Origin of the sequence: Klebsiella sp. 141240, from assembly GCF_050600805.1 — a bacterium.
Taxonomy (GTDB): Bacteria; Pseudomonadota; Gammaproteobacteria; order Enterobacterales; family Enterobacteriaceae; genus Klebsiella; species Klebsiella aerogenes.
On the sequence record NZ_JAQIRK010000009.1, the window covers coordinates 183,372 to 205,844 of the forward strand.

The following is a 22,473-nucleotide window of genomic DNA, read 5'->3' on the forward strand; positions in this document are numbered from 1 at the left end:
ATTTAGACAGGAAGAGTATTTTGACTACTGACACTCATACTCTGCACATTGAAGAGATTCTGGAACTTCTGCCTCACCGTTACCCGTTCCTGCTGGTAGACCGCGTGCTGGATTTTGAAGAAGGTCGTTTTCTGCGCGCAGTAAAAAATGTTTCCGTAAACGAGCCGTTTTTCCAGGGGCATTTCCCTGGTAAGCCGATTTTACCTGGCGTTCTGATTCTGGAAGCGATGGCGCAGGCCACCGGCATTCTGGCATTTAAAAGCGTTGGAAAACTTGAGCCGGGCGAGCTGTACTACTTCGCGGGTATCGATGAAGCGCGTTTCAAACGTCCGGTAGTACCAGGCGATCAGATGATTATGGAAGTCACTTTTGAGAAAACCCGTCGCGGCCTGACCCGTTTCAAAGGCGTTGCGCTGGTTGACGGTAAAGTGGTTTGCGAAGCGACGATGATGTGTGCGCGTAGCCGGGAGGCCTGATACGTGATTGATAAAACCGCCTTTATTCATCCTACCGCCATTGTAGAAGAAGGCGCCGTCATTGGCGCTAACGTTCACATTGGTCCGTTTTGTATTGTGGGCGCCAACGTCGAAATTGGCGAGGGCACCGTACTGAAGTCTCATGTTGTCGTGAATGGCCACACAAAAATTGGTCGCGACAATGAGATCTATCAGTTCGCATCTATCGGTGAAGTCAACCAGGATCTGAAATATGCTGGCGAGCCGACCCGAGTGGAAATTGGCGATCGCAACCGCATTCGCGAAAGCGTCACCATTCATCGCGGTACAGTACAGGGCGGTGGATTAACGAAGGTGGGCAGCGATAACCTGCTGATGATCAACGCCCACGTGGCGCATGATTGTACGCTTGGCGACCGCTGCATTCTGGCCAACAACGCGACGCTGGCCGGTCACGTATCTCTGGATGATTTCGTCATCATTGGCGGCATGACTGCAGTACATCAGTTCTGCATCATCGGCGCGCACGTTATGGTAGGCGGCTGCTCCGGCGTCGCTCAGGACGTTCCGCCGTTCGTGATTGCCCAGGGCAACCACGCCACGCCGTTTGGTGTCAACATCGAAGGTCTGAAACGCCGCGGCTTTAGCCGTGAAGCGATTACCGCGATTCGTAACGCCTATAAACTGCTGTACCGCAGCGGCAAAACGCTGGACGAAGCCAAGCCGGAAATCGCCGAACTGGCGGCTCAGCATCCCGAAGTTCAGCCGTTTGTCGATTTCTTCGCCCGTTCAACTCGCGGCTTGATTCGTTAATGGCCGAACAGCGTCCCCTGACGATTGCCCTGGTCGCCGGAGAAACCTCCGGCGATATTCTTGGCGCCGGTCTCATCCGCGCCCTCAAAGCACGCGTCCCTGATGCGCGCTTTGTCGGCGTGGCGGGGCCGCTGATGCAGGCGGAAGGATGCGAAGCCTGGTACGAAATGGAAGAGCTGGCGGTGATGGGCATTGTTGAAGTGCTTGGTCGTCTGCGCCGCTTACTGCATATTCGCGCCGATTTAACGCGCCGCTTCGGCGAACTGCGTCCCGATGTCTTCGTTGGCATCGACGCCCCTGATTTCAATATTACCCTCGAAGGTAACCTGAAAAAGCAGGGCATCAAAACCATTCATTACGTCAGCCCGTCCGTTTGGGCATGGCGACAAAAACGCGTTTTCAAAATTGGCAGATCCACCGATCTGGTTCTGGCATTCCTGCCTTTCGAAAAAGCGTTTTACGACAGATTTAACGTTCCCTGCCGTTTCATCGGCCACACCATGGCGGATGCCATGCCGCTGGATCCTGACAAGGGCGCGGCACGTGACCGTCTGGGTATCCCGCATGATGTTCACTGCCTGGCGCTGCTGCCCGGTAGCCGCGGCGCGGAGGTCGAAATGCTCAGCGCCGACTTCCTGAAAACCGCGCAGCTTCTGCGTGGTACCTATCCCGACCTGCAGGTTGTGGTGCCGCTGGTCAATGCGAAACGGCGGGAACAGTTTGAACGAATAAAAGCGGAGACGGCGCCGGATATGACGGTGCACATGCTGGACGGTCAGGCGCGCGATGCGATGATCGCCAGTGATGCCGCGCTGCTGGCCTCGGGGACGGCGGCGCTGGAGTGCATGCTGGCGAAATGCCCGATGGTCGTTGGCTACCGTATGAAGCCGTTTACCTTCTGGCTGGCGAAGCGGTTGGTGAAAACCGATTATGTTTCCTTGCCAAATCTGCTGGCCGGGCGCGAGCTGGTGAAAGAGCTGCTGCAGGATGAATGCGAGCCGCAGGCGCTGGCCGCCGCCTTGAAGCCGCTGTTGGCCGACGGCAAAACCAGCCACGATATGCATGATACTTTCCGCGCGCTGCATCAGCAGATCCGCTGCAACGCGGACGAGCAGGCGGCGGACGCAGTACTGGAGTTAGCAAAATGATGGAGTTCGTTTATCCACATACCCATCTGGTCGCCGGTGTCGATGAGGTTGGCCGCGGGCCGCTGGTCGGCGCGGTGGTCACTGCCGCGGTAATCCTTGACCCACGCAAGCCGATCGTAGGCCTCAACGACTCTAAAAAATTAAGCGAAAAGCGCCGCCTGGCGCTGTTCGATGAAATCAAAGACAAAGCGCTGTGCTGGAGCTTGGGTCGCGCCGAGCCGCATGAAATCGACGAGCTGAACATCCTGCATGCCACGATGCTGGCGATGCAGCGTGCCGTCGCTGGTCTGAGTATTACCCCTGAGTTCGTGCTTATCGACGGCAACCGCTGTCCATCGCTACCGATGCCGTCGCAGGCGGTAGTGAAAGGCGATAGCCGGGTGGCGGAAATCAGCGCAGCGTCTATTCTGGCTAAAGTCACTCGCGACGCCGAAATGGCTACGCTGGATATTGCATTTCCGCAATACGGTTTTGCCCAGCACAAAGGCTATCCTACCGTTGTACATCTGCAAAAACTGCAGGAACACGGCGCAACAGAGCACCACCGGCGTAGCTTCGGCCCGGTGAAACGCGCGCTGGGCCTGGCGTCCAACTAAGTCACTGGGATTTAAAGATGTCTGAACCACGTTTCGTACACCTGCGGGTGCACAGCGACTATTCCATGATCGATGGGCTGGCGAAAACCGGGCCGCTGGTGAAAAAGGCGGCCGCTCTAGGCATGCCTGCGCTGGCGATCACCGATTTTACCAACCTTTGCGGTCTGGTTAAGTTCTACGGAACGGGCCATGGCGCCGGGATTAAGCCAATTGTCGGCGCTGACTTCCATGTTCAGTGCGATCTGCTTGGCGATGAATTCAGCGAGCTGACGGTTTTAGCGGCCAACAATACCGGCTATCAGAACCTGACTCTGCTCATTTCTCGCGCCTATCAGCGCGGCTATGGCGCGCTCGGACCCTGGATCGATCGCGACTGGCTGGTTGAGCATCAGGAAGGGCTGATTTTGCTATCCGGCGGGCGTAAAGGCGACGTTGGCGTCAGCCTGATCCGCGGAAACATGCCGCTGGTAGAGCAGTGTCTCTCCTTCTATCAACAACATTTCCCGGATCGCTACTATCTGGAGCTGATCCGTACCGGTCGTCAGGACGAAGAAAGCTATCTTCATGCCGCGGTTCAACTGGCGGAGGAGCATGGTTTGCCGGTAGTGGCGACCAACGATGTGCGCTTCCTGGAAACCGGCGATTTCGACGCTCATGAAATTCGCGTCGCCATTCACGATGGCTTCACCCTCGACGATCCGAAGCGTCCGCGCAACTACTCGCCGCAGCAATATATGCGCAGCGAGGAGGAGATGTGCGAGCTATTTGCCGATATCCCGGAAGCGCTGGAAAACACCGTTGAGATCGCCAAACGCTGCAACGTTACCGTGCGCCTTGGCGAATACTTCCTGCCGCAGTTCCCGACCGGCGACATGACCACCGAAGATTTCCTGGTAATGAAGTCGAAAGAGGGGCTGGAAGAGCGTCTCGAATTCCTGTTCCCGGATCCCGAAGAGCGCGCTAAGCGTCGCCCGGAATATGACCAACGTCTGGATGTCGAACTGCAGGTTATCAACCAGATGGGGTTCCCTGGCTACTTCCTGATCGTCATGGAATTTATCCAGTGGTCGAAAGATAACGGCGTGCCGGTAGGACCGGGACGCGGTTCCGGCGCCGGCTCGCTGGTAGCCTACGCGCTGAAAATTACCGACCTTGACCCGCTGGAGTTTGACCTGCTGTTCGAACGTTTCCTTAACCCGGAACGTGTTTCGATGCCCGACTTCGACGTCGATTTCTGCATGGAGAAACGCGACCAGGTGATTGAGCACGTTGCGGATATGTATGGCCGCGACGCGGTATCGCAGATCATTACCTTCGGTACCATGGCGGCGAAGGCGGTTATTCGCGACGTGGGCCGCGTGCTGGGCCACCCGTATGGCTTTGTTGACCGAATCTCCAAGCTGGTGCCGCCGGATCCTGGCATGACGCTGGCGAAAGCCTTTGAAGCGGAACCGCAGCTGCCGGAAATCTACGAAGCGGACGAAGAAGTTAAAGCGCTGATTGATATGGCGCGTAAGCTTGAAGGCGTGACGCGTAACGCCGGTAAGCACGCGGGCGGCGTGGTTATCGCTCCGACCAAAATCACCGATTTCGCGCCGCTGTACTGCGATGAGCAGGGGCTGCACCCGGTTACCCAGTTTGATAAGAACGACGTTGAATACGCCGGGCTGGTAAAATTCGACTTCCTCGGCCTGCGTACGCTGACCATCATCAACTGGGCGCTGGAGATGATCAATAAGCGCCGGGCGAAGAACGGCGAAGGGCCGCTGGACATCGCCGCGATTCCGCTGGATGACAAGAAAAGCTTCGACATGCTGCAGCGCTCGGAAACCACCGCGGTCTTCCAGCTTGAATCGCGCGGCATGAAAGATCTGATTAAACGTCTGCAGCCTGACTGCTTCGAAGACATGATCGCACTGGTGGCCCTGTTCCGTCCGGGCCCGCTGCAGTCGGGGATGGTAGATAACTTTATCGACCGTAAGCATGGCCGTGAAGAGATTTCCTACCCGGATGTGCAGTGGCAGCACGAATGTCTGAAACCCGTCCTGGAGCCGACTTACGGCATCATCCTGTACCAGGAACAGGTCATGCAGATAGCCCAGGAGCTCTCCGGTTATACCCTCGGCGGCGCGGATATGCTGCGTCGTGCGATGGGTAAGAAAAAGCCGGAAGAGATGGCCAAGCAGCGCGGCACCTTTGAAGAAGGGGCGAAAAAGCGCGGCGTGGACGGCGAACTGGCGATGAAAATCTTTGACCTGGTGGAGAAATTCGCCGGTTATGGATTTAACAAATCCCACTCCGCCGCCTATGCGCTGGTTTCCTACCAGACGCTGTGGCTGAAAGCCCACTATCCGGCCGAGTTTATGGCGGCGGTAATGACCGCCGATATGGACAACACCGAGAAGGTGGTGGGCCTGGTCGATGAATGCTGGCGCATGGGGCTTAAAATCCTGCCGCCGGACATCAACTCCGGTCTGTATCATTTCCACGTCAACGACGACGGGGAAATCGTGTATGGTATCGGCGCCATTAAGGGCGTCGGCGAAGGCCCGATTGAAGCCATCATCGAAGCGCGTAACAATGGCGGCTACTTCCGCGAGCTGTTTGACCTGTGCGCCCGTACCGATATCAAAAAGCTCAATCGCCGGGTACTGGAAAAACTGATTATGTCCGGGGCGTTCGACCGCCTCGGCCCACATCGCGCGGCGCTGATGAACTCGCTGAACGATGCGCTGAAAGCCGCCGATCAGCACGCCAAAGCCGAAGCGATTGGTCAGGCGGATATGTTCGGCGTGCTGGCGGAAGAGCCGGAGCAAATCGAGCAATCCTACGCCAGCTGCCAGCCGTGGCCGGAGCAGGTGGTGCTGGATGGTGAAAGGGAAACGCTGGGGCTGTATCTGACCGGCCACCCGATTAACCAATACCTGAAAGAGATCGAACGCTACGTTGGCGGCGTGAGACTCAAAGACATGCACCCGACCGATCGTGGTAAAGTGACCACGGCGGCGGGTCTGGTTATTGCTGCGCGGGTAATGGTCACCAAGCGCGGCAATCGTATCGGCATCTGTACGTTGGATGACCGTTCCGGGCGTCTGGAGGTGATGTTATTCACCGACGCTCTGGATAAATACCAGCAGTTGCTGGAAAAAGACCGCATACTTATCGTCAGCGGACAGGTCAGCTTTGATGACTTCAGCGGGGGCCTTAAAATGACCGCCCGTGAAGTCATGGATATTGACGAAGCCCGGGAAAAATATGCTCGCGGGCTTGCTATCTCGCTGACGGACAGGCAAATTGATGACCAGCTTTTAAACCGACTCCGTCAGTCTCTGGAACCCCACCGTTCGGGAACCATTCCAGTACACCTCTATTATCAGAGGGCGGATGCGCGCGCGCGGTTGCGTTTTGGCGCAACATGGCGCGTCTCTCCGAGCGATCGTTTACTTAACGATCTGCGTGGCCTTATCGGCTCGGAGCAGGTGGAACTGGAGTTTGACTAATACAGGAATACTATGAGTCTGAATTTCCTAGATTTTGAACAGCCTATCGCAGAGCTGGAAGCGAAAATCGATTCCCTGACTGCAGTAAGCCGTCAGGATGAGAAACTGGATATTAACATCGATGAAGAAGTGCATCGTCTGCGCGAAAAAAGCGTAGAGCTGACGCGCAAAATCTTCGCCGATCTTGGCGCATGGCAGGTAGCCCAACTGGCGCGCCATCCACGTCGTCCCTATACCCTGGATTATGTCCGCCTGGCTTTCGACGAATTTGACGAGCTGGCAGGCGATCGCGCCTACGCTGACGATAAAGCTATCGTTGGCGGTATTGCGCGTCTTGATGGTCGCCCGGTGATGATCATCGGTCATCAGAAAGGCCGTGAAACCAAAGAGAAGATCCGTCGTAACTTTGGTATGCCGGCGCCGGAAGGCTACCGCAAAGCGCTGCGCCTGATGGAAATGGCTGAGCGTTTCAAAATGCCGATCATTACCTTCATCGACACCCCTGGCGCCTATCCGGGCGTTGGCGCGGAAGAGCGCGGCCAGTCGGAAGCGATTGCCCGCAACCTGCGTGAAATGTCGCGTCTGAGCGTGCCGGTTATCTGCACCGTGATTGGCGAAGGCGGCTCCGGCGGCGCGCTGGCGATTGGCGTAGGTGATAAGGTCAACATGCTGCAATACAGCACCTATTCGGTTATCTCGCCGGAAGGCTGCGCATCTATTCTGTGGAAAAGCGCGGATAAAGCGCCGCTGGCCGCGGAAGCGATGGGTATCGTTGCCCCGCGTCTCAAAGAGCTGAAGCTGATTGATTCCATCATTCCAGAACCGCTGGGCGGCGCCCACCGTAACCCGGAAGCGATGGCGGCGAGCCTGAAGGCACAGCTGTTGGCCGACCTGGCTGACCTGGATACCCTCAGCGAAGAAGAGCTGCGTAACCGCCGCTATCAGCGTCTGATGAGCTACGGCTACGCCTGATTATTCAGCACATTATTTTCTCTAAGGGGCCGGATTTCCGGCCCCTTTTTTTATCATTTTTCTACTGAGGCAAGATGATGCGCCAATGAGGTGATGTGATTAGCCGATGATGTCCTTCTCCCGTGACACTGCGCTAACTGCCGGGGACAACGCCTGGGCAGACCGTTCACAAGGAAAAGGAGAATAATATTATGGCAATTCATAAAACTGTCGCCTTGAGCGCCGTGGCCGCAGGGATCATGTTAAGTCTGAGCGCCGCACAGGCTGCGCCGCTGCTCAGCGCCACTGAAGCCACCACCATGACAGCCAGCGAGCTGGCGGCGAAAGAAAAAGCATTAACCGATTTTCCTCTAATGGACGCGGTGAAGTCTTCTATTCGTACCCTCGATAACGCTTCAGTCGAAAAGATTGAGCCCGGTCGGGCGGCTAACCCGGAGAACGTTAAACGCGTTGAAGGCATGCTCAGCGAGCAGGATTGGGATTATCTGTTCCCGATGCGCGCGCCGGAATATACCTACAGCAACTTCCTGAAGGCGATTGGTAAATTCCCGGCGGTCTGCGGCACCTACACCGACGGTCGTGATAGCGACGCGATCTGCCGTAAATCGCTGGCTACCATGTTTGCCCACTTCGCCCAGGAAACCGGCGGTCACGAAAGCTGGCGCGATATTCCGGAATGGCGTCAGGCGCTGGTCTATCTGCGCGAAGTTGGCTGGACCGAAGGACAAAAAGGCGGCTATAACGGCGAATGTAACCCGGATGTCTGGCAGGGGCAGACCTGGCCTTGCGGTAAAGATGCCGATGGCGATTTCCTCAGCTATTTTGGCCGCGGCGCTAAACAGCTTTCCTATAACTACAACTACGGACCGTTCTCCGAGGCGATGTATGGCGACGTCCGCCCGCTGCTGGATAAACCTGAGCTGGTGGCGGACTCATGGATGAACCTCGCCAGCGCGGTCTTTTTCTTTGTTTATCCGCAGCCGCCGAAACCTTCCATGCTGCACGTCATTGACGGCACCTGGCAGCCGAACGATCGTGATAAGAGCAATGGCCTGGTGCCGGGGTTTGGCGTGAGCATCCAGATCATCAACGGCGGCGTCGAATGCGGTGGCTCCACGGAAAATGCCCAGTCGCTTAACCGTATTGCCTATTACAAAGAGTTCGCCAACTACCTCAAAGTGCCTATTGCTGATGATGAAGTGCTGGGCTGTAAGAACATGAAGCAGTTTGATGAAGGCGGTGCCGGCGCGCTGCCAATCTACTGGGAACAGGATTGGGGATGGGATCCGAACAGCGCAGACGGCAAAACCAATGCCTGCCAGCTGGTGAGTTATCAGACGCCGTACAGCGCGTTCAAAGAGGGGGATTACAGCAAATGCGTGCAGCACTACTTCAACGTAACCGTGGTTGATGATGCGGGTAGCGATGGCGCGTCTGATAAGACGGATGACGTTACGCCTGCCCCACAGGTAAACGTGGCGCCGGTGGCGCGTATTGCCGGCCCGGTGGGCGCTGTTGAAGCCGGTAGCCTGGTGTCGCTGAGTGCGGAAGGCTCTACCGATGCTAACGGCGATAAGCTGAGCTATAGCTGGATGTCGCAGGATGGGCAGACGTTAAGCGGCGCGGATAAAGCGGTTATCAATTTCAGCGCGCCGCAGAGCGACAAAGATGCTCAGTATGTGGTTAGCCTGACCGTCAGCGATGGTAGTCTGTCCAGTACCGCAACCTACACTCTCAATGTGAAGGCGAAAACGTCGGCAGAGGAAGCGAAGGATGAGCCGGCAGGCGATAGCGGCGTCATCAGCTATCCAGCGTGGAGCGCCAGCCAGAGCTGGAAGCCGGGTGACATCGTCAATAACCACGGCGCGCTTTTCCAGTGCAAGCCCTTCCCGGAAGGAGCCTGGTGCAACGTGGCGCCAACTTACTACGAACCGGGCGCAGGTCTGGCCTGGGGGGATGCGTGGAAGGCGCTGTAATCATCGCTTTGCTATGATTCAGGACTAAGATAAATCCGCCAGTGCTAAGCACTGGCGCGATTGATATTATGCTTACCTTAGGTAAATCCAGGAGGAAAGCGTGAATATCATCGCCATCATGGGGCCCCACGGCGTCTACCATAAAGACGAACCGATCAAAGAGCTGGAAGCCGCTCTGCAGAAGCAAGGATTCCAGACCATCTGGCCGCAAAACAGCGCCGACCTGCTGCAGTTTATCGAACACAACCCGCGTATCTGCGGCGTTATCTTCGACTGGGACGAGTACAGCGTTGATTTATGCAGCGATATCAATCGCCTGAACGAATACCTGCCGCTGTATGCTTTTATCAATACGCACTCGACGATGGACGTCAGCAGCCAGGACCTGCGTATGGCGCTATGGTTCTTCGAATATGCGCTGGGTCTGGCGGAAGATATCGCTACCCGCATTCGCCAGTATACCAATGAATATCTGGACAACATCACGCCACCATTTACCAAAGCGTTATTTAACTATGTGCAGGAGGGGAAATATACCTTTTGTACCCCCGGACACATGGCGGGAACCGCCTACCAGAAAAGCCCGGTCGGCTGCCTGTTTTATGATTTTTTCGGCGGTAATACGCTGAAGGCCGATGTTTCTATCTCCGTTACCGAACTGGGGTCGCTGTTGGACCATACCGGCCCGCATCTGGAAGCGGAAGAGTATATTGCCCGCGCCTTTGGCGCCGAGCAGAGCTACATGGTGACCAACGGTACCTCGACTTCAAATAAAATTGTCGGCATGTATTCGGCGCCCGCTGGCAGTACGTTGCTTATCGATCGTAACTGCCATAAATCGCTGGCGCATCTGCTGATGATGAGCGATATCGTACCGCTATGGCTAAAACCGACCCGTAACGCGCTGGGGATCCTCGGCGGCATCCCGAAACGGGAATTTACCCGCGACAGCGTCCAGCACAAAGTCGAGACAACTCGCGGCGCGCAGTGGCCGGTGCATGCGGTGATCACCAACTCCACCTATGATGGGCTGTTGTATAACACCACCTGGATTAAACAAACCCTTGACGTGCCGTCGATCCACTTCGATTCCGCCTGGGTGCCTTATACCCACTTCCACCCGATTTATCAGGGGAAAAGCGGTATGAGCGGCGACCGCGTACCGGGGAAAGTGATCTTCGAAACCCAGTCGACGCATAAAATGCTGGCGGCGTTGTCACAGGCTTCGCTTATCCATATTAAAGGCAGCTACGATGAAGATACCTTCAATGAAGCCTTTATGATGCATACCTCTACCTCGCCAAGCTATCCGATCGTCGCCTCGATAGAGACCGCGGCGGCGATGCTGCGCGGTAACTCCGGAAAACGCCTGATTCAGCGCTCCATCGAACGCGCGCTACATTTCCGTAAGGAGGTTCAGCGCCTGCGTGAGGAGGCTGACGGCTGGTTCTTCGATATCTGGCAGCCGGAAGAGGTCGAAGAAGCGCAATGCTGGCCTGTTTCCCCTGGAGAAACGTGGCATGGATTCCAGGACGCCGATGCCGACCATATGTTCCTCGATCCGGTCAAAGTCACGATTCTCACGCCGGGTATGGACGAGCAGGGCAATATGGCGGAAGAGGGGATACCGGCGGCGCTGGTGGCGAAATTCCTCGACGAGCGCGGCGTGGTGGTGGAGAAAACCGGGCCGTACAATCTGCTGTTCTTGTTCAGTATCGGTATTGATAAAACTCGAGCGATGGGCCTGCTGCGCGGTCTGACCGAGTTTAAACGCGCCTACGATCTTAACCTGAGGGTGAAAAACATGTTGCCGGATCTCTACGCTGAGGATCCGGACTTCTACCGCAATATGCGCATCCAGGATCTGGCGCAGGGGATCCACCGCCTGATCCGTCAGCACCAGCTCTCACAGCTGATGCTGCGGGCGTTCGACGTGTTGCCGGAGATGAAAATGACCCCGCATCAGGCCTGGCAGCGACAGATTAAGGGCGAAGTAGAAACCATCGAACTGGAGAAACTGGTGGGGCGTATTTCGGCAAACATGATCCTGCCGTATCCGCCTGGTGTGCCGTTGCTGATGCCGGGAGAGATGATCACCGAAGAGAGCCGCGCGGTGCTCGATTTCCTGTTGATGCTCTGTTCGATCGGCCGCCACTACCCAGGTTTTGAAACCGATATCCACGGGGCCAAACGTGATGAAGATGGCGTCTACCGTGTACGAGTCTTAAAAAATAATTAGGGGCTTGCGCGGCGGCGGGCGGCGCGAGTAACGTGTTGGGCTTCAACAGGAGGAGAACAACCATGCTGGGTTTAAAACGGGTTCACCATATTGCCATCATCGCGACAGACTACGCGAAGAGCAAAGCGTTCTATTGCGACATCCTCGGGTTTACGCTGCAAAGCGAGTTCTACCGCGCCGAGCGTGATTCGTGGAAGGGCGACCTGGCGCTGAACGGCGAGTATGTCATCGAGCTGTTTTCGTTCCCGTTCCCTCCTGCGCGTCCAAGCCGCCCGGAAGCCTGTGGTCTGCGCCACCTGGCGTTTAGCGTCGACGATATTGATGCCGCGGTTGCGCATTTGCAGGCGCACGGCGTCGCCTGTGAAGCTATCCGCATCGATCCGTTTACCGATAAGCGTTTTACCTTTTTCAACGATCCCGACGGCCTGCCGCTGGAGATTTACCAACAGTAATACTTGCCAGAACCAGCCCTGGCGCGTAACGTGCCGGGCTATCTCTTCTTAGCTGCATACGCACGATCATGACGCCGGATATTGCCTCATCGCTTCGACCACATCGTCAGTTTCTGCTGGCCTTCAGCGGCGGCCTGGACTCAACCGTCCTGCTGCACCGGCTGGTACGCTGGCGCCAGCGCGAGCCAGCGGTTCAACTGCGCGCGATTCACATTCACCATGGCCTGAGCGCCAACGCAGACCACTGGGTCGAGCATTGCGAACAGATTTGCCAGCAGTGGCAGGTGCCGCTACAGGTGGTGCGCGTAACGCTGGCGGATGAGGGGTTGGGGATCGAAGCGCATGCTCGCCAGGCGCGCTATCAGGCCTTCCGTGAAGCGCTTTTGCCAGGTGAAGCGTTATTGACGGCACAACATCTCGACGACCAATGCGAGACTTTCCTGCTGGCGCTCAAACGCGGTAGCGGCCCGACCGGCTTATCGGCGATGGCGGCCTGTAGCGAGTTCGCTGGTGGCAAATTGCTGCGTCCGCTGCTCAATGAGAGCCGTGATTCCCTGCATCAGTGGGCGCTGACTTATCAGCTGCGTTGGATTGAAGATGAAAGTAATCAGGATGATGCCTACGATCGCAACTTTCTGCGCCTGCGGGTGGTACCGCTACTGAGCGAGCGCTGGCCGCATTTTGCCGAGGCCGTTGCCCGCAGCGCCAGCTTATGTGGCGAACAGGAACAGTTGCTCGATGAAATGCTGTCGGCGGAGCTCGCCGCGCTGGTCGATGAGCGCGGTTCGCTGGCGATAGAACCGCTAAGCGCGATGAGCGCGGCGCGTCGTGCGGCGCTGCTGCGCCGCTGGCTGGCTTCCCAACAGGCGCCGATGCCGTCGCGCGAAATGCCGGAGCGCATCTGGCAGGAAGTGGCGCTGGCGCGTGAAGACGCCGCGCCTTGCCTACGGTTAGGCGGTTTTGCCGTCCGGCGCTACCAGCAGCGCCTGTATTGGGTAAAGCTTCTGCCTGGCCTGACCGAGCGTGAGTTGCCATGGGAGGACCCCACTACACCGCTAATATTGCCGGAAACGCTGGGAGAACTGGCGTTGCAGTCCGGCGGGCCGTTACGCATGCCGCGCGCGGATGAGCCGGTATCGATACGTTTTCGCGCCAGCGGTAATCTGCACATCGTCGGGCGTCCGGGCGGGCGTAAGCTTAAGAAAATCTGGCAGGAAATGGCGGTCGCCCCCTGGCGTCGGGATACTACGCCGCTGCTATTTTATGGCGAAACGTTGATTGCGGCGGCCGATGGACTGTTTGTCACCAGAGAGGGGCAAGTGCAGGAAGGCGAGGGGTTACAGCTGGTATGGCGGAAAACGGGCGGCTAAGCCGCCCGATGGGCTTCAGGATTCGCTGACCACCACGGTGCCAATTTCCGGGTGGCTGAAACTGGCGATTTTATCCAGGCGTAGCTCGCGGACGTTACCGGCAAGTTCTACCACCAGATACTCGACATTTTTACGCGAGATAAGATCGTTCGCTTTGGCCTGCAGCTGTTCACCATCTTTCAGGGCCAGCGCCAGCACCAGGTGATGCTGGCAGGCAAGCTCGAGGTTGTCATAATCATCGCAGTTAATGGGTTGATAAGTATCATTCATTGACATAATCGCTCACCAATAAGTTTGCCGCCGCATAAGCGGCCTTTTCCCTGACTGACTCCGAAAGGGCCTGATCCGCCGCAACCTCATTTAATACTTTCAACGCGCAGCCCAGCGCATCCGGGATATACCCTAAGTCTCCGCTGGCTATTTCCGCATACCGCTTGCGTATTAACTCACAATATTGATCCACATGCCCTCCTGTCAGCGTTCTGACTTAACCGTGGGATGCAAGTTTAAGCCTACGAAGATAAACTCTGTTTAGCAAGGTGACTATACCATAGTCATCTAAGCAATATCAGCAGGATGAAAGGAGTACCTGCGATTGCCGACAGCCTTTTGTCGCCAGTTTCGCTACAATGTACGCCATTTTTTTCAGGAGTTTATTCATGGCGCTGAAAGCGACGATTTATAAAGCTGTGGTGAATGTTGCCGATTTGGATCGCAACCAGTTTCTGGATGCTAACCTGACGCTGGCGCAACATCCCTCAGAAACCCAGGAGCGTATGATGCTGCGCCTGCTGGCGTGGATCAAATATGCTAACGAACGCTTGCAGTTCACCCGCGGGTTGTCCTCGGATGATGAACCGGAGCTGTGGCAATTAAACGACCATTTGGGCGTCGATCTGTGGATTGAGCTGGGGTTACCGGACGAGAAACGCCTCAAGAAAGCCTGCTCGCGGGCGCAGGAGGTGGCGCTGTTTGCCTATAATAGCCGAGCGGCTGAAATCTGGTGGCAGCAGAATCAGAACAAGCTTGCGGCGTATCCGAAGCTGACCATCTGGTATCTTGATGATGCGCAACTGGCGCAGCTGAGCGCTTTTGCCGATCGCACCATGACGCTGCAGGCAACCCTGCAGGACGGCGGTATCTGGTTATCTGACGATCGGAATAATCTGGAAATTCATTTAACGGCCTGGCAGCAGCCGGCATGATAACGATTAGCCGCAGCGTTTCCATCCCGGATGAGGAGATCTCGCTTACCGGGGTCCGCGCACAGGGGGCGGGCGGTCAGCATGTGAATAAGGCCTCGACGGCGATTCACTTACGTTTTGATATTAAAGCATCGAGCCTGCCTGAGTTTTATAAAGAACGCCTGCTCGCCGCCAGTCACCACTTAATTTCTGCTGACGGTGTGGTTATCATTAAGGCTCAGGAATATCGCAGCCAGGAGATGAATCGCGAAGCGGCGATCTCGCGACTGGTTACGCTGATAAAAGAATTAACCGCAGTGCAAAAAAGCCGCCGGGAGACGCGACCGACTCGGGCGTCAAAAGAGCGACGACTTGCCTCCAAGGCGCAAAAGTCCTCAGTCAAAGCGCTGCGTGGGAAAGTTCGCCATTAAGAGGCGTGGCGGACGGGTGGAATGGATTATAAGGAATTCACAGTGAAGAAAATTGTATTTTCGCTCGCAGCGGCCTGTTCGCTCTTTGCGCTGTTTGGCTGCAATCATCGCGCTGAGGTGGAGACGGTTCAGCCGGCGGCGATGGAAGAGCTGAAACCGATGCAGCAAAGCTGGCGCGGTATTTTGCCTTGCGCGGATTGCGAAGGGATTGAAACCTCTTTGTTCCTTGAGAAAGATGGCACCTGGGTAATGAATGAACGTTATCAGGGCGTTAGCCGCGAGCCGTCATCTTTCGCTTCATATGGGACCTGGGCGCGTACCGCCGATAAACTGGTCTTGACCAATAGCAAAGGCGAGAAATCCTACTATCGGGCGAAAGGCGACAAGCTGGAAATGCTCGATCGTGACGGCAACCCGATTCAGTCAACGCTTAACTATACGCTGGAGTCGGTGAAAGCCAGCCTGCCGACGACGCCGATGGCAATGCGCGGAATGTATTTCTATATGGCGGATGCGGCAACCTTTACCGATTGCGTCACAGGTAAAACGGTGGCCGTTGCCAATAACGCTCAGCTTGAACGTGATTACGCCGCCGCGCGCGGGACCGATACTCGTCCGGTACTGCTGGTGGTAGAAGGGCACTTCACTCTCGAAGCGAACCCGGATACCGGCGAGATGATGAAAACGCTAATGACGGATAAAGACAGTAAATTTATTCCAGGTAAAGATTGCGGTAAGTAATCCGTGCAGTTGTAATTAAAAAGGCCTCGCTATTGCGAGGCCTTTTAGCTTTAAAGGGGAAATTAACCTTTAATTTGCTGCACCAGGTAATTAACAATATCCCCGGTCTTAATCAGCTGTTTCTCGCCGTTGCGACGATGTTTGTATTCAATATCATCGTTGTCGAGGTTACGATCGCCAAGCACGATGGTATGAGGGATGCCGATCAGCTCCATATCGGCGAACATCACGCCCGGACGCTCTTTACGATCGTCCATCAGCACGTCGATGCCATGCGCACGCAGTTCAGCATAGAGTTTCTCGGCCAGCTCCTGCACGCGATAGGACTTGTGCATGTTCATCGGCAGAATAGCGACCTGGAACGGCGCGATAGCGTCCGGCCAGATAATCCCGCGATCGTCAAAGTTCTGCTCAATAGCGGCGGCCACCACGCGGGTCACCCCAATGCCGTAGCAGCCCATGGTCAGGATCTGGTTGCGGCCATCTTCGCCCTGCACCGCGGCATTCATTGCCTGAGAGTACTTGGTGCCCAGCTGGAAGATGTGGCCCACTTCGATACCGCGTTTGATAAGCAGAGTGCCTTTTCCATCCGGGCTCGGATCGCCGGCAACGACGTTACGAATATCAGCAACTTCCGGAGTCGCGACATCGCGATCCCAGTTGATGCCGAAGTAATGTTTGCCATCTATGTTGGCGCCGGCGGCAAAATCGCTCATGGCCGCGACGGTACGGTCGATAACTACCGGAATCGGCATGTTAACCGGACCGAGAGAACCCGGGCCCGCGTTAACGATAGCGCGGATCTCTTCTTCGCTGGCGAAGGTCAGCGGGCTCGCGACCTGCGGCAGTTTTTCCGCTTTTACTTCGTTGAGTTCGTGATCGCCGCGTACCAGCAGGGCGACCAGCGGGTATCTGCTATCTTCTACCGCTTTCACCAGCAGGGTCTTCACGGTTTTTTCGATTGGCAGATTGAACTGCTCAACCAGCTCGGCGATGGTTTTCGCGTTCGGCGTATCCACCAGCGTCATCTCTTGCGTCGCTGCTGCGCGCGGTTCTTTCGGCGCGACGGCTTCGGCAAATTCAATGTTCGCCGCGTAGTCGGAGCTGTCAGAGAAGATCACGTCATCTTCGCCGCTCTGCGCCAGTACCTGGAACTCATGGGAAGCACTGCCGCCGATCGAACCGGTGTCAGCCTGCACCGCGCGGAAATCCAGCCCCATACGGCTGAAGATTTTGCTGTAAGCGGTATACATCGCGTCGTAGGTTTCCTGCAGCGATTCCTGAGAGGTATGGAAAGAGTAAGCATCTTTCATCAGGAACTCACGGGAGCGCATCACGCCGAAACGCGGGCGGACTTCATCGCGGAACTTGGTCTGAATCTGGTAGAAGTTCAGCGGCAGCTGTTTGTACGAGTTCAGCTCATTGCGAATCAGGTCGGTAATGACCTCTTCGTGAGTCGGGCCGAGAACGAACGGACGATCGCCTCGATCGGCAATGCGCAGCAGCTCAGGGCCATATTGCTCCCAGCGACCGCTCTCCTGCCACAGTTCAGAAGGCTGAACTACCGGCATTAACACCTCGATAGCACCGGCGTTGTTCATCTCTTCACGCACGATGTTCTCGACTTTTTTCAGAACGCGCACGCCGGTCGGCAGCCAGGTGTACAACCCTGAGGCCAGCTTGCGGATCATCCCGGCGCGCAGCATCAGCTGATGGCTGATGACTTCGGCGTCGGCAGGTGTCTCCTTCAGAGTGGAGAGCAGATATTGGCTAGTACGCATGTTGTTACGGTTCCATTTGGACGATCGGAACAGGCTGGAGAGCCAGCCTGAAACAAAAAAGTGGTTTAGTTTACCAGTGTGGCAAAGATGCCAAAAGAGAGGAAAATAAAATTAGCGCGGTTCGAGAGAAAAGACTTCAAAACCGGAGGGGATTACCCGCCAGCGCACGTTGAAATCGAGCAGCCAGACGGCGTAGGTTTTCCCTGCTTCTTCCTCTTTGCGATAAGCCGGGCGCGGATCCTGCGCCAGTACTTCACGGATAAACGCTTTGATATGCGGGTAGCGTTTTTCAAGCGTCAGTAGCTGTGCTTCTATTTCCGGCGTAAAGCTGACATTCATTCCAGCCAGCGGCGCCTGTTGCGCATAGCTGGCGCTGGCATCCGGCAGGGCCTCGGCGAAGGGAAGATAAGGTTTGATATCAACCACCGGCGTGCCGTCAACGAGATCGAGGCTGCCAAGTTCCAGTATCACCTGATCCTTCTGGCAGCGAACGCCTTTTAGTTCAACCAGCGACATGCCGATAGGGTTGGGGCGAAATGTCGAGCGGGTCGCGAAGACGCCCATGCGCGCGTTGCCGCCAAGGCGGGGAGGGCGCACGGTCGGGCGCCAGCCGCCAGCCATGGTCTGATGAAAGACAAACAGGACCCACAGATGGCTGAAGTTTTCCAGTCCACGCACGGCGTCCGCCTGGTTATAAGGCGCTAATAGATGCAGTTCTCCGACGCCGTGTTCAACCAGCCCTGGCTGGCGAGGAACGGCAAACTTCTCTTTATACGGCGAGCGGATGACGCCTATCTGCGCGAACTGAAATGCACTCATTGCGCCGAGACGTTAAGCGCTGAACCCAGGCAAACGGCCTGACGGTAGCAGCCTGGCGTACCGCTGGTCACTTCGCAGCTGTGCAGCAGCACGGCGTTGGCCTTCATTTTGGCCGCGTTGATTTGCATGCGTTTACGGGCGGTCGGGATGTTCGGCGGGGAGTCCTGGTTTGAAGCCTGGCATGATTCGCCGCTCACTTCACCCAGATCGCGGAAAGGTTTCCCTACCAGCGCGGCGGCATCGGTATAGATTCTAACCGGTGCGGGACGTGAGACTTTTGGTTTAGCCGTTTCCGTCTGGACTGGCGTGGTTGCGGTGCTTTTAACAGGCTCAACGGGGGATCTGCTTAGCATAGAACAACCGCTTAACATGAGTGCTAACAAACAGACCGGTAAAGCACGCATAGTATTTCCTCAATGAATTATAAAACAGGGCGCTATTGAATCAGGTGCTTGCATAAATGACAAGACGGGCATAAAGCCCGTCCTGAATGATATTACGCTGAAAGCAGATTACCAGCCTTTCACTGCGCCGCCGTTAAAGATTTTGTTAGCGGCTTCGTAAACTTCATCGCTTTGGTAAGCCTGAACAAATTTCTTAACATTTTCCGCGTCTTTATTATCTTCGCGGGCGACGATCAGGTTTACGTACGGCGAGTTTTTATCTTCAACGAAGATACCGTCTTTCGCCGGCGTCAGGCCAATCTGGCTGGCGTAGGTGGTGTTGATGACCGCCAGAGCGATCTGCGCGTCGTCCAGAGAACGCGGCAGCTGTGGTGCTTCCAGCTCAACAATCTTCAGGTTTTTCGGGTTTTCAACCACGTCCAGAGACGTCGGCAGCAGGCCTACGCCTTCTTTCAGTTTAATCAGACCCACTTGCTGCAGCAGCAGCAGAGAACGGCCGAGGTTGGTCGGGTCATTCGGTACGGCAATCTGTGAGCCCGGCTGCAGTTCGTCCAGAGATTTGATTTTCTTCGAGTAGCCAGCGATCGGATAGACGAAGGTGTTACCGACGGAAACCAGTTTATAACCGCGATCTTTAATCTGCTGGTCGAGATACGGTTTGTGCTGGAAGGCGTTAACGTCGATGTCGCCTTTGCTCAGCGCTTCGTTCGGCAACACGTAGTCGTTGAAGGTTACCAGCTCAACGTCGAGGCCATACTTCTCTTTTGCCACTTTCTGCGCGACTTCAGCAACCTGCTGTTCCGCGCCGACGATCACGCCGACTTTAATATGGTTAGGATCTTTTTCATCCTGACCGCAACCCACCAGAGCCAGAGAACCGATTAATGCGCCTACTGCCGCAAAGGTTTTGAAATTAAAGGCCATGTTATTTCCTTCCTGTAAGAATTAGTGTTGTGTGTCAATAACGTTATTTGTGAGTCACAGCCCGGACGATACGATCGCCAGAGAATTGAATTAAATAAACCAGAATAACCAGCAATACCAGTACGGTATTCATTACCGTCGCGTTATAGCCGATGTAGCCGTACTGATAGCCAATCTGACCCAGACCACCGGCACCGACCGCACCGCCCATTGCGGAATAACCCACCAGGGTGATGAGCGTGATGGTGGCGGCGTTCACCAGACCCGGCAGCGCTTCAGGGAGCAGGACTTTACGCACGATCTGCATCGGCGTTGCGCCCATCGCGCGTGAGGCTTCGATAAGCCCGGTCGGGATCTCCAACAGCGCGTTTTCCACCATACGTGCGATAAACGGCGCGGCGCCAACCGTTAATGGCACAATTGCTGCCTGCAGGCCGATAGAGGTACCGACGATCACGCGGGTAAATGGAATCATCCACACCAGCAGAATAATGAATGGAATCGAGCGGAAGATATTCACCAGCGCCGATAGCGTACGATACAGTCGGGCGTTGGCGGCAATCTGCCCCGGACGGGTAACGTACAGCAGTACGCCGACCGGCAAGCCGAGCACAAAGCCAAAGAAGCCGGAGACAAACGTCATAGCCAGCGTTTCCCACACGCCGCGAACCAGCAGCCAGATCATTGGTTCAGACATATCCCAGTACCTCTACTTTTACATGATGTTCCTGCAGCCAGGCGATCGCCGCCTGGGTATCTTCTGGTGTGCCGTGCATTTCAGTCAGCATGATGCCGAACTTCACTCCGCCGGCGTAATCCATCTGCGCGCTAATAATGTTGTTATTCACATTAAAGCGGCGGGCGGTTTCCGACAGCAGCGGCGCATCGACGGAATGGCCGGTGAACTCCATACGCAGCATCGGCACGCTGTCAGGCAGCGGCGTGGGCTTCAGGCGCGCCTGATAGTCATCCGGAATATCCAGATGCAGGGTAGATTGAATGAACTGTTGGGCGAGCGGCGTCTTAGGATGGGAGAAGACTTCGCTCACGGTGTCCTGCTCGATCAGTTGACCATTGCTAATGACCGCCACGCAGTCGCAGATACGTTTAACCACGTCCATTTCATGGGTGATCAACAGAATGGTCAGCCCCAGACGACGGTTAATGTCTTTTAACAGTTCGAGGATCGAACGGGTCGTTGCCGGGTCGAGCGCGCTGGTGGCTTCATCGCACAGCAGCACCTTTGGATTGCTGGCCAGAGCACGGGCAATCGCCACGCGTTGTTTCTGGCCGCCGGAGAGGTTTGCCGGATAGCTGTCGTGCTTATCGCCAAGACCAACCAGGTCAAGCAGTTCATTAACGCGGCGTTTGATTTCCGCCGGCGGCGTGTTGTCCAGCTCAAGCGGCAGCGCCACGTTGCCGAAAACGGTACGTGAAGCAAGCAAATTAAAGTGCTGGAAGATCATGCCAATCTGACGGCGCGCGCGAGTCAGTTCTTTTTCAGTCAGCGCGGTGAGTTCCTGGTTATCAACCTGCACGCTACCTTCGGTTGGGCGTTCCAGCAGGTTAACGCAGCGAATCAGCGTACTTTTACCTGCGCCGGAAGCGCCGATCACGCCGTAAATTTGCCCGGCAGGGACATGCAGGCTGACATCGTTCAGCGCCTGTATGGTGCGGTTCCCCTGCTGGAACACTTTGGTAATATTCGAAAGTTTAATCATCAGTTATTTATTATCGTTTAGCCGTTTGCCGTGGCATTTTCTTCTGCCGTGTCCAGGCGATGCCTGTCAATGAAATGGATGTTAAGGCATCCAGACGTCTAAATCAATCTGACTCTTTATAATGAGCACTTTCTTGCATGCCGAAACATGCGATACTAACGGCATTAGCCTTTATCAGGAGCAAACCGGTGGCAAAGTCTGTACCCGCAATTTTTCTCGACCGTGACGGCACGATTAATATCGATCATGGTTATGTCCACGAAATCGACAACTTTGAGTTTATCGACGGCGTCATTGATGCCATGCGTGAACTAAAGGCAATGGGATTTGCGTTAGTGCTGGTGACCAACCAGTCAGGCATCGCGCGCGGTAAATTCACGGAAGCGCAATTTGAGACCCTCACCGAATGGATGGATTGGTCGCTGGCAGACCGCGGCGTGGATCTCGACGGTATCTATTATTGTCCGCATCACCCGCAGGGGAGCGTTGAAGAGTTCCGCCAGACCTGCGATTGCCGTAAGCCGCATCCAGGGATGCTCATTTCCGCACGCGATTTCCTGCATATTGATATGGCCGCTTCTTATATGGTGGGCGATAAACTCGAAGACATGCAGGCGGCTGCGGCGGCGAATGTCGGAACGAAAGTGCTGGTGCGTACCGGTAAGCCGGTTACCGAAGAAGCGGAAAGCGCCGCAGATTGGGTGCTAAATAGCCTGGCGGACCTGCCTGCGGCTATCAAAAAGCAGCAAAAATAAGCGTTACGTATAAAAGATGAGCGGTTGAAATAAAAATGTATTTTTCCGCTTGTCATTCCCGGCGGGCTCCCTATAATGCGCCTCCATCGACACGGCAGATGTGAATCACTTCACACAAACAGCCGGTTCGGTTGAAGAGAAAAATTCTGAAATTCAGGGTTGACTCTGAAAGAGGAAAGCGTAATATACGCC

General features: G+C 55.7%; 22 protein-coding genes. 14 read left to right on the forward strand and 8 right to left on the reverse strand.

Annotation, left to right across the window (positions count from 1 at the left end; genetic code table 11):
* Positions 1-20: 20 nt before the first annotated feature.
* The 10 genes from fabZ (at position 21) to tilS (ending at position 13,521) form a co-directional block, all read left to right on the forward strand.
* The gene (fabZ, locus tag PGQ95_RS17040) at positions 21-476 is read left to right on the forward strand and encodes a 3-hydroxyacyl-ACP dehydratase FabZ (protein ID WP_004145858.1); all 456 of its coding nucleotides are present in this window, start codon (positions 21-23) and stop codon (positions 474-476) included.
* Positions 477-479: 3 nt separating this feature from the next.
* Entirely contained in the window at positions 480-1,268 is a 789-nt protein-coding gene (lpxA, locus tag PGQ95_RS17045; protein ID WP_015368155.1) for an acyl-ACP--UDP-N-acetylglucosamine O-acyltransferase, read from the forward strand.
* Positions 1,268-2,416, forward strand: a complete 1,149-nt coding sequence (gene lpxB, locus PGQ95_RS17050) for a lipid-A-disaccharide synthase (protein ID WP_015368154.1) — start codon at positions 1,268-1,270, stop codon at positions 2,414-2,416. Before lpxA ends, lpxB begins: the two co-directional genes overlap by 1 nt.
* On the forward strand, positions 2,413-3,012 hold the full coding sequence (gene rnhB / locus PGQ95_RS17055) for a ribonuclease HII (RefSeq protein ID WP_015368153.1): 600 nt from the start codon (positions 2,413-2,415) through the stop codon (positions 3,010-3,012). The genes lpxB and rnhB overlap by 4 nt, the downstream gene beginning before the upstream one ends.
* A 17-nt stretch (positions 3,013-3,029) precedes the next feature.
* Complete coding sequence (gene dnaE, locus PGQ95_RS17060; protein ID WP_087860838.1) at positions 3,030-6,512, forward strand: DNA polymerase III subunit alpha; 3,483 nt, start codon at positions 3,030-3,032, stop codon at positions 6,510-6,512.
* Positions 6,513-6,524: 12 nt separating this feature from the next.
* Positions 6,525-7,484 (forward strand): acetyl-CoA carboxylase carboxyl transferase subunit alpha, encoded by a 960-nt coding sequence (gene accA / locus PGQ95_RS17065; RefSeq protein WP_045390153.1) that lies wholly within the window; start codon positions 6,525-6,527, stop codon positions 7,482-7,484.
* Between the two features lie 191 nt (positions 7,485-7,675).
* Positions 7,676-9,460, forward strand: coding sequence for a glycoside hydrolase family 19 protein (locus PGQ95_RS17070; protein WP_430918811.1), 1,785 nt, complete (start codon positions 7,676-7,678; stop codon positions 9,458-9,460).
* 100 nt (positions 9,461-9,560) lie between these two features.
* Complete coding sequence (locus tag PGQ95_RS17075; RefSeq protein ID WP_113374444.1) at positions 9,561-11,699, forward strand: lysine decarboxylase LdcC; 2,139 nt, start codon at positions 9,561-9,563, stop codon at positions 11,697-11,699.
* A gap of 62 nt (positions 11,700-11,761) precedes the next feature.
* On the forward strand, positions 11,762-12,151 hold the full coding sequence (locus PGQ95_RS17080) for a VOC family protein (protein WP_015704453.1): 390 nt from the start codon (positions 11,762-11,764) through the stop codon (positions 12,149-12,151).
* A gap of 68 nt (positions 12,152-12,219) precedes the next feature.
* Positions 12,220-13,521 carry a tRNA lysidine(34) synthetase TilS gene (tilS, locus tag PGQ95_RS17085; RefSeq protein ID WP_430918813.1) on the forward strand — a complete coding sequence of 434 codons (1,302 nt, stop codon included), beginning with the start codon at positions 12,220-12,222 and terminating at the stop codon, positions 13,519-13,521.
* A gap of 15 nt (positions 13,522-13,536) precedes the next feature.
* On the opposite strand, the gene rof is transcribed toward tilS, so the two are convergent.
* Together rof and PGQ95_RS17095 are read right to left on the reverse strand one after the other, a co-directional pair.
* Positions 13,537-13,797 carry a Rho-binding antiterminator gene (rof, locus tag PGQ95_RS17090; protein ID WP_113374446.1) on the reverse strand — a complete coding sequence of 87 codons (261 nt, stop codon included), beginning with the start codon at positions 13,795-13,797 and terminating at the stop codon, positions 13,537-13,539.
* Positions 13,784-13,984, reverse strand: coding sequence for a YaeP family protein (locus PGQ95_RS17095; protein WP_087860833.1), 201 nt, complete (start codon positions 13,982-13,984; stop codon positions 13,784-13,786). Before PGQ95_RS17095 ends, rof begins: the two co-directional genes overlap by 14 nt.
* 196 nt (positions 13,985-14,180) lie before the next feature.
* On the opposite strand from PGQ95_RS17095, the gene PGQ95_RS17100 reads away from it, so the two are divergent.
* Genes PGQ95_RS17100 through nlpE form a run of 3 tightly spaced genes read left to right on the forward strand, consistent with a single transcriptional unit; the run spans position 14,181 to position 15,877 of the window.
* Positions 14,181-14,726, forward strand: a complete 546-nt coding sequence (locus PGQ95_RS17100; protein WP_045376632.1) for a YaeQ family protein — start codon at positions 14,181-14,183, stop codon at positions 14,724-14,726.
* Positions 14,723-15,136: an alternative ribosome rescue aminoacyl-tRNA hydrolase ArfB gene (arfB, locus tag PGQ95_RS17105; protein ID WP_045390167.1), complete on the forward strand. Its 414-nt coding sequence runs from the start codon at positions 14,723-14,725 to the stop codon at positions 15,134-15,136. Before PGQ95_RS17100 ends, arfB begins: the two co-directional genes overlap by 4 nt.
* A gap of 42 nt (positions 15,137-15,178) precedes the next feature.
* Positions 15,179-15,877 (forward strand): envelope stress response activation lipoprotein NlpE, encoded by a 699-nt coding sequence (gene nlpE, locus PGQ95_RS17110; protein ID WP_087860832.1) that lies wholly within the window; start codon positions 15,179-15,181, stop codon positions 15,875-15,877.
* Positions 15,878-15,939: 62 nt separating this feature from the next.
* Here nlpE and proS read toward each other — a convergent pair whose 3' ends face one another.
* From proS to metN, 6 genes are all read right to left on the reverse strand, one after another.
* Positions 15,940-17,658: a proline--tRNA ligase gene (proS, locus tag PGQ95_RS17115; RefSeq protein WP_430918815.1), complete on the reverse strand. Its 1,719-nt coding sequence runs from the start codon at positions 17,656-17,658 to the stop codon at positions 15,940-15,942.
* Between the two features lie 111 nt (positions 17,659-17,769).
* The gene (gene tsaA, locus PGQ95_RS17120; RefSeq protein WP_430918817.1) at positions 17,770-18,477 is read right to left on the reverse strand and encodes a tRNA (N6-threonylcarbamoyladenosine(37)-N6)-methyltransferase TrmO; all 708 of its coding nucleotides are present in this window, start codon (positions 18,475-18,477) and stop codon (positions 17,770-17,772) included.
* Positions 18,474-18,881, reverse strand: a complete 408-nt coding sequence (rcsF, locus tag PGQ95_RS17125; RefSeq protein ID WP_015704458.1) for an Rcs stress response system protein RcsF — start codon at positions 18,879-18,881, stop codon at positions 18,474-18,476. The genes tsaA and rcsF overlap by 4 nt, the downstream gene beginning before the upstream one ends.
* Before the next feature lie 108 nt (positions 18,882-18,989).
* Positions 18,990-19,805, reverse strand: a complete 816-nt coding sequence (gene metQ, locus PGQ95_RS17130; RefSeq protein ID WP_015368138.1) for a methionine ABC transporter substrate-binding lipoprotein MetQ — start codon at positions 19,803-19,805, stop codon at positions 18,990-18,992.
* Positions 19,806-19,848: 43 nt separating this feature from the next.
* On the reverse strand, positions 19,849-20,502 hold the full coding sequence (locus PGQ95_RS17135; protein ID WP_045376644.1) for a methionine ABC transporter permease MetI: 654 nt from the start codon (positions 20,500-20,502) through the stop codon (positions 19,849-19,851).
* Positions 20,495-21,526: a methionine ABC transporter ATP-binding protein MetN gene (gene metN / locus PGQ95_RS17140; protein WP_087860830.1), complete on the reverse strand. Its 1,032-nt coding sequence runs from the start codon at positions 21,524-21,526 to the stop codon at positions 20,495-20,497. The genes PGQ95_RS17135 and metN overlap by 8 nt, the downstream gene beginning before the upstream one ends.
* Before the next feature lie 188 nt (positions 21,527-21,714).
* Here metN and gmhB point away from each other — a divergent pair, with 188 nt between their 5' ends.
* Complete coding sequence (gene gmhB / locus PGQ95_RS17145) at positions 21,715-22,281, forward strand: D-glycero-beta-D-manno-heptose 1,7-bisphosphate 7-phosphatase (protein WP_047044557.1); 567 nt, start codon at positions 21,715-21,717, stop codon at positions 22,279-22,281.
* Positions 22,282-22,473: the final 192 nt, after the last annotated feature.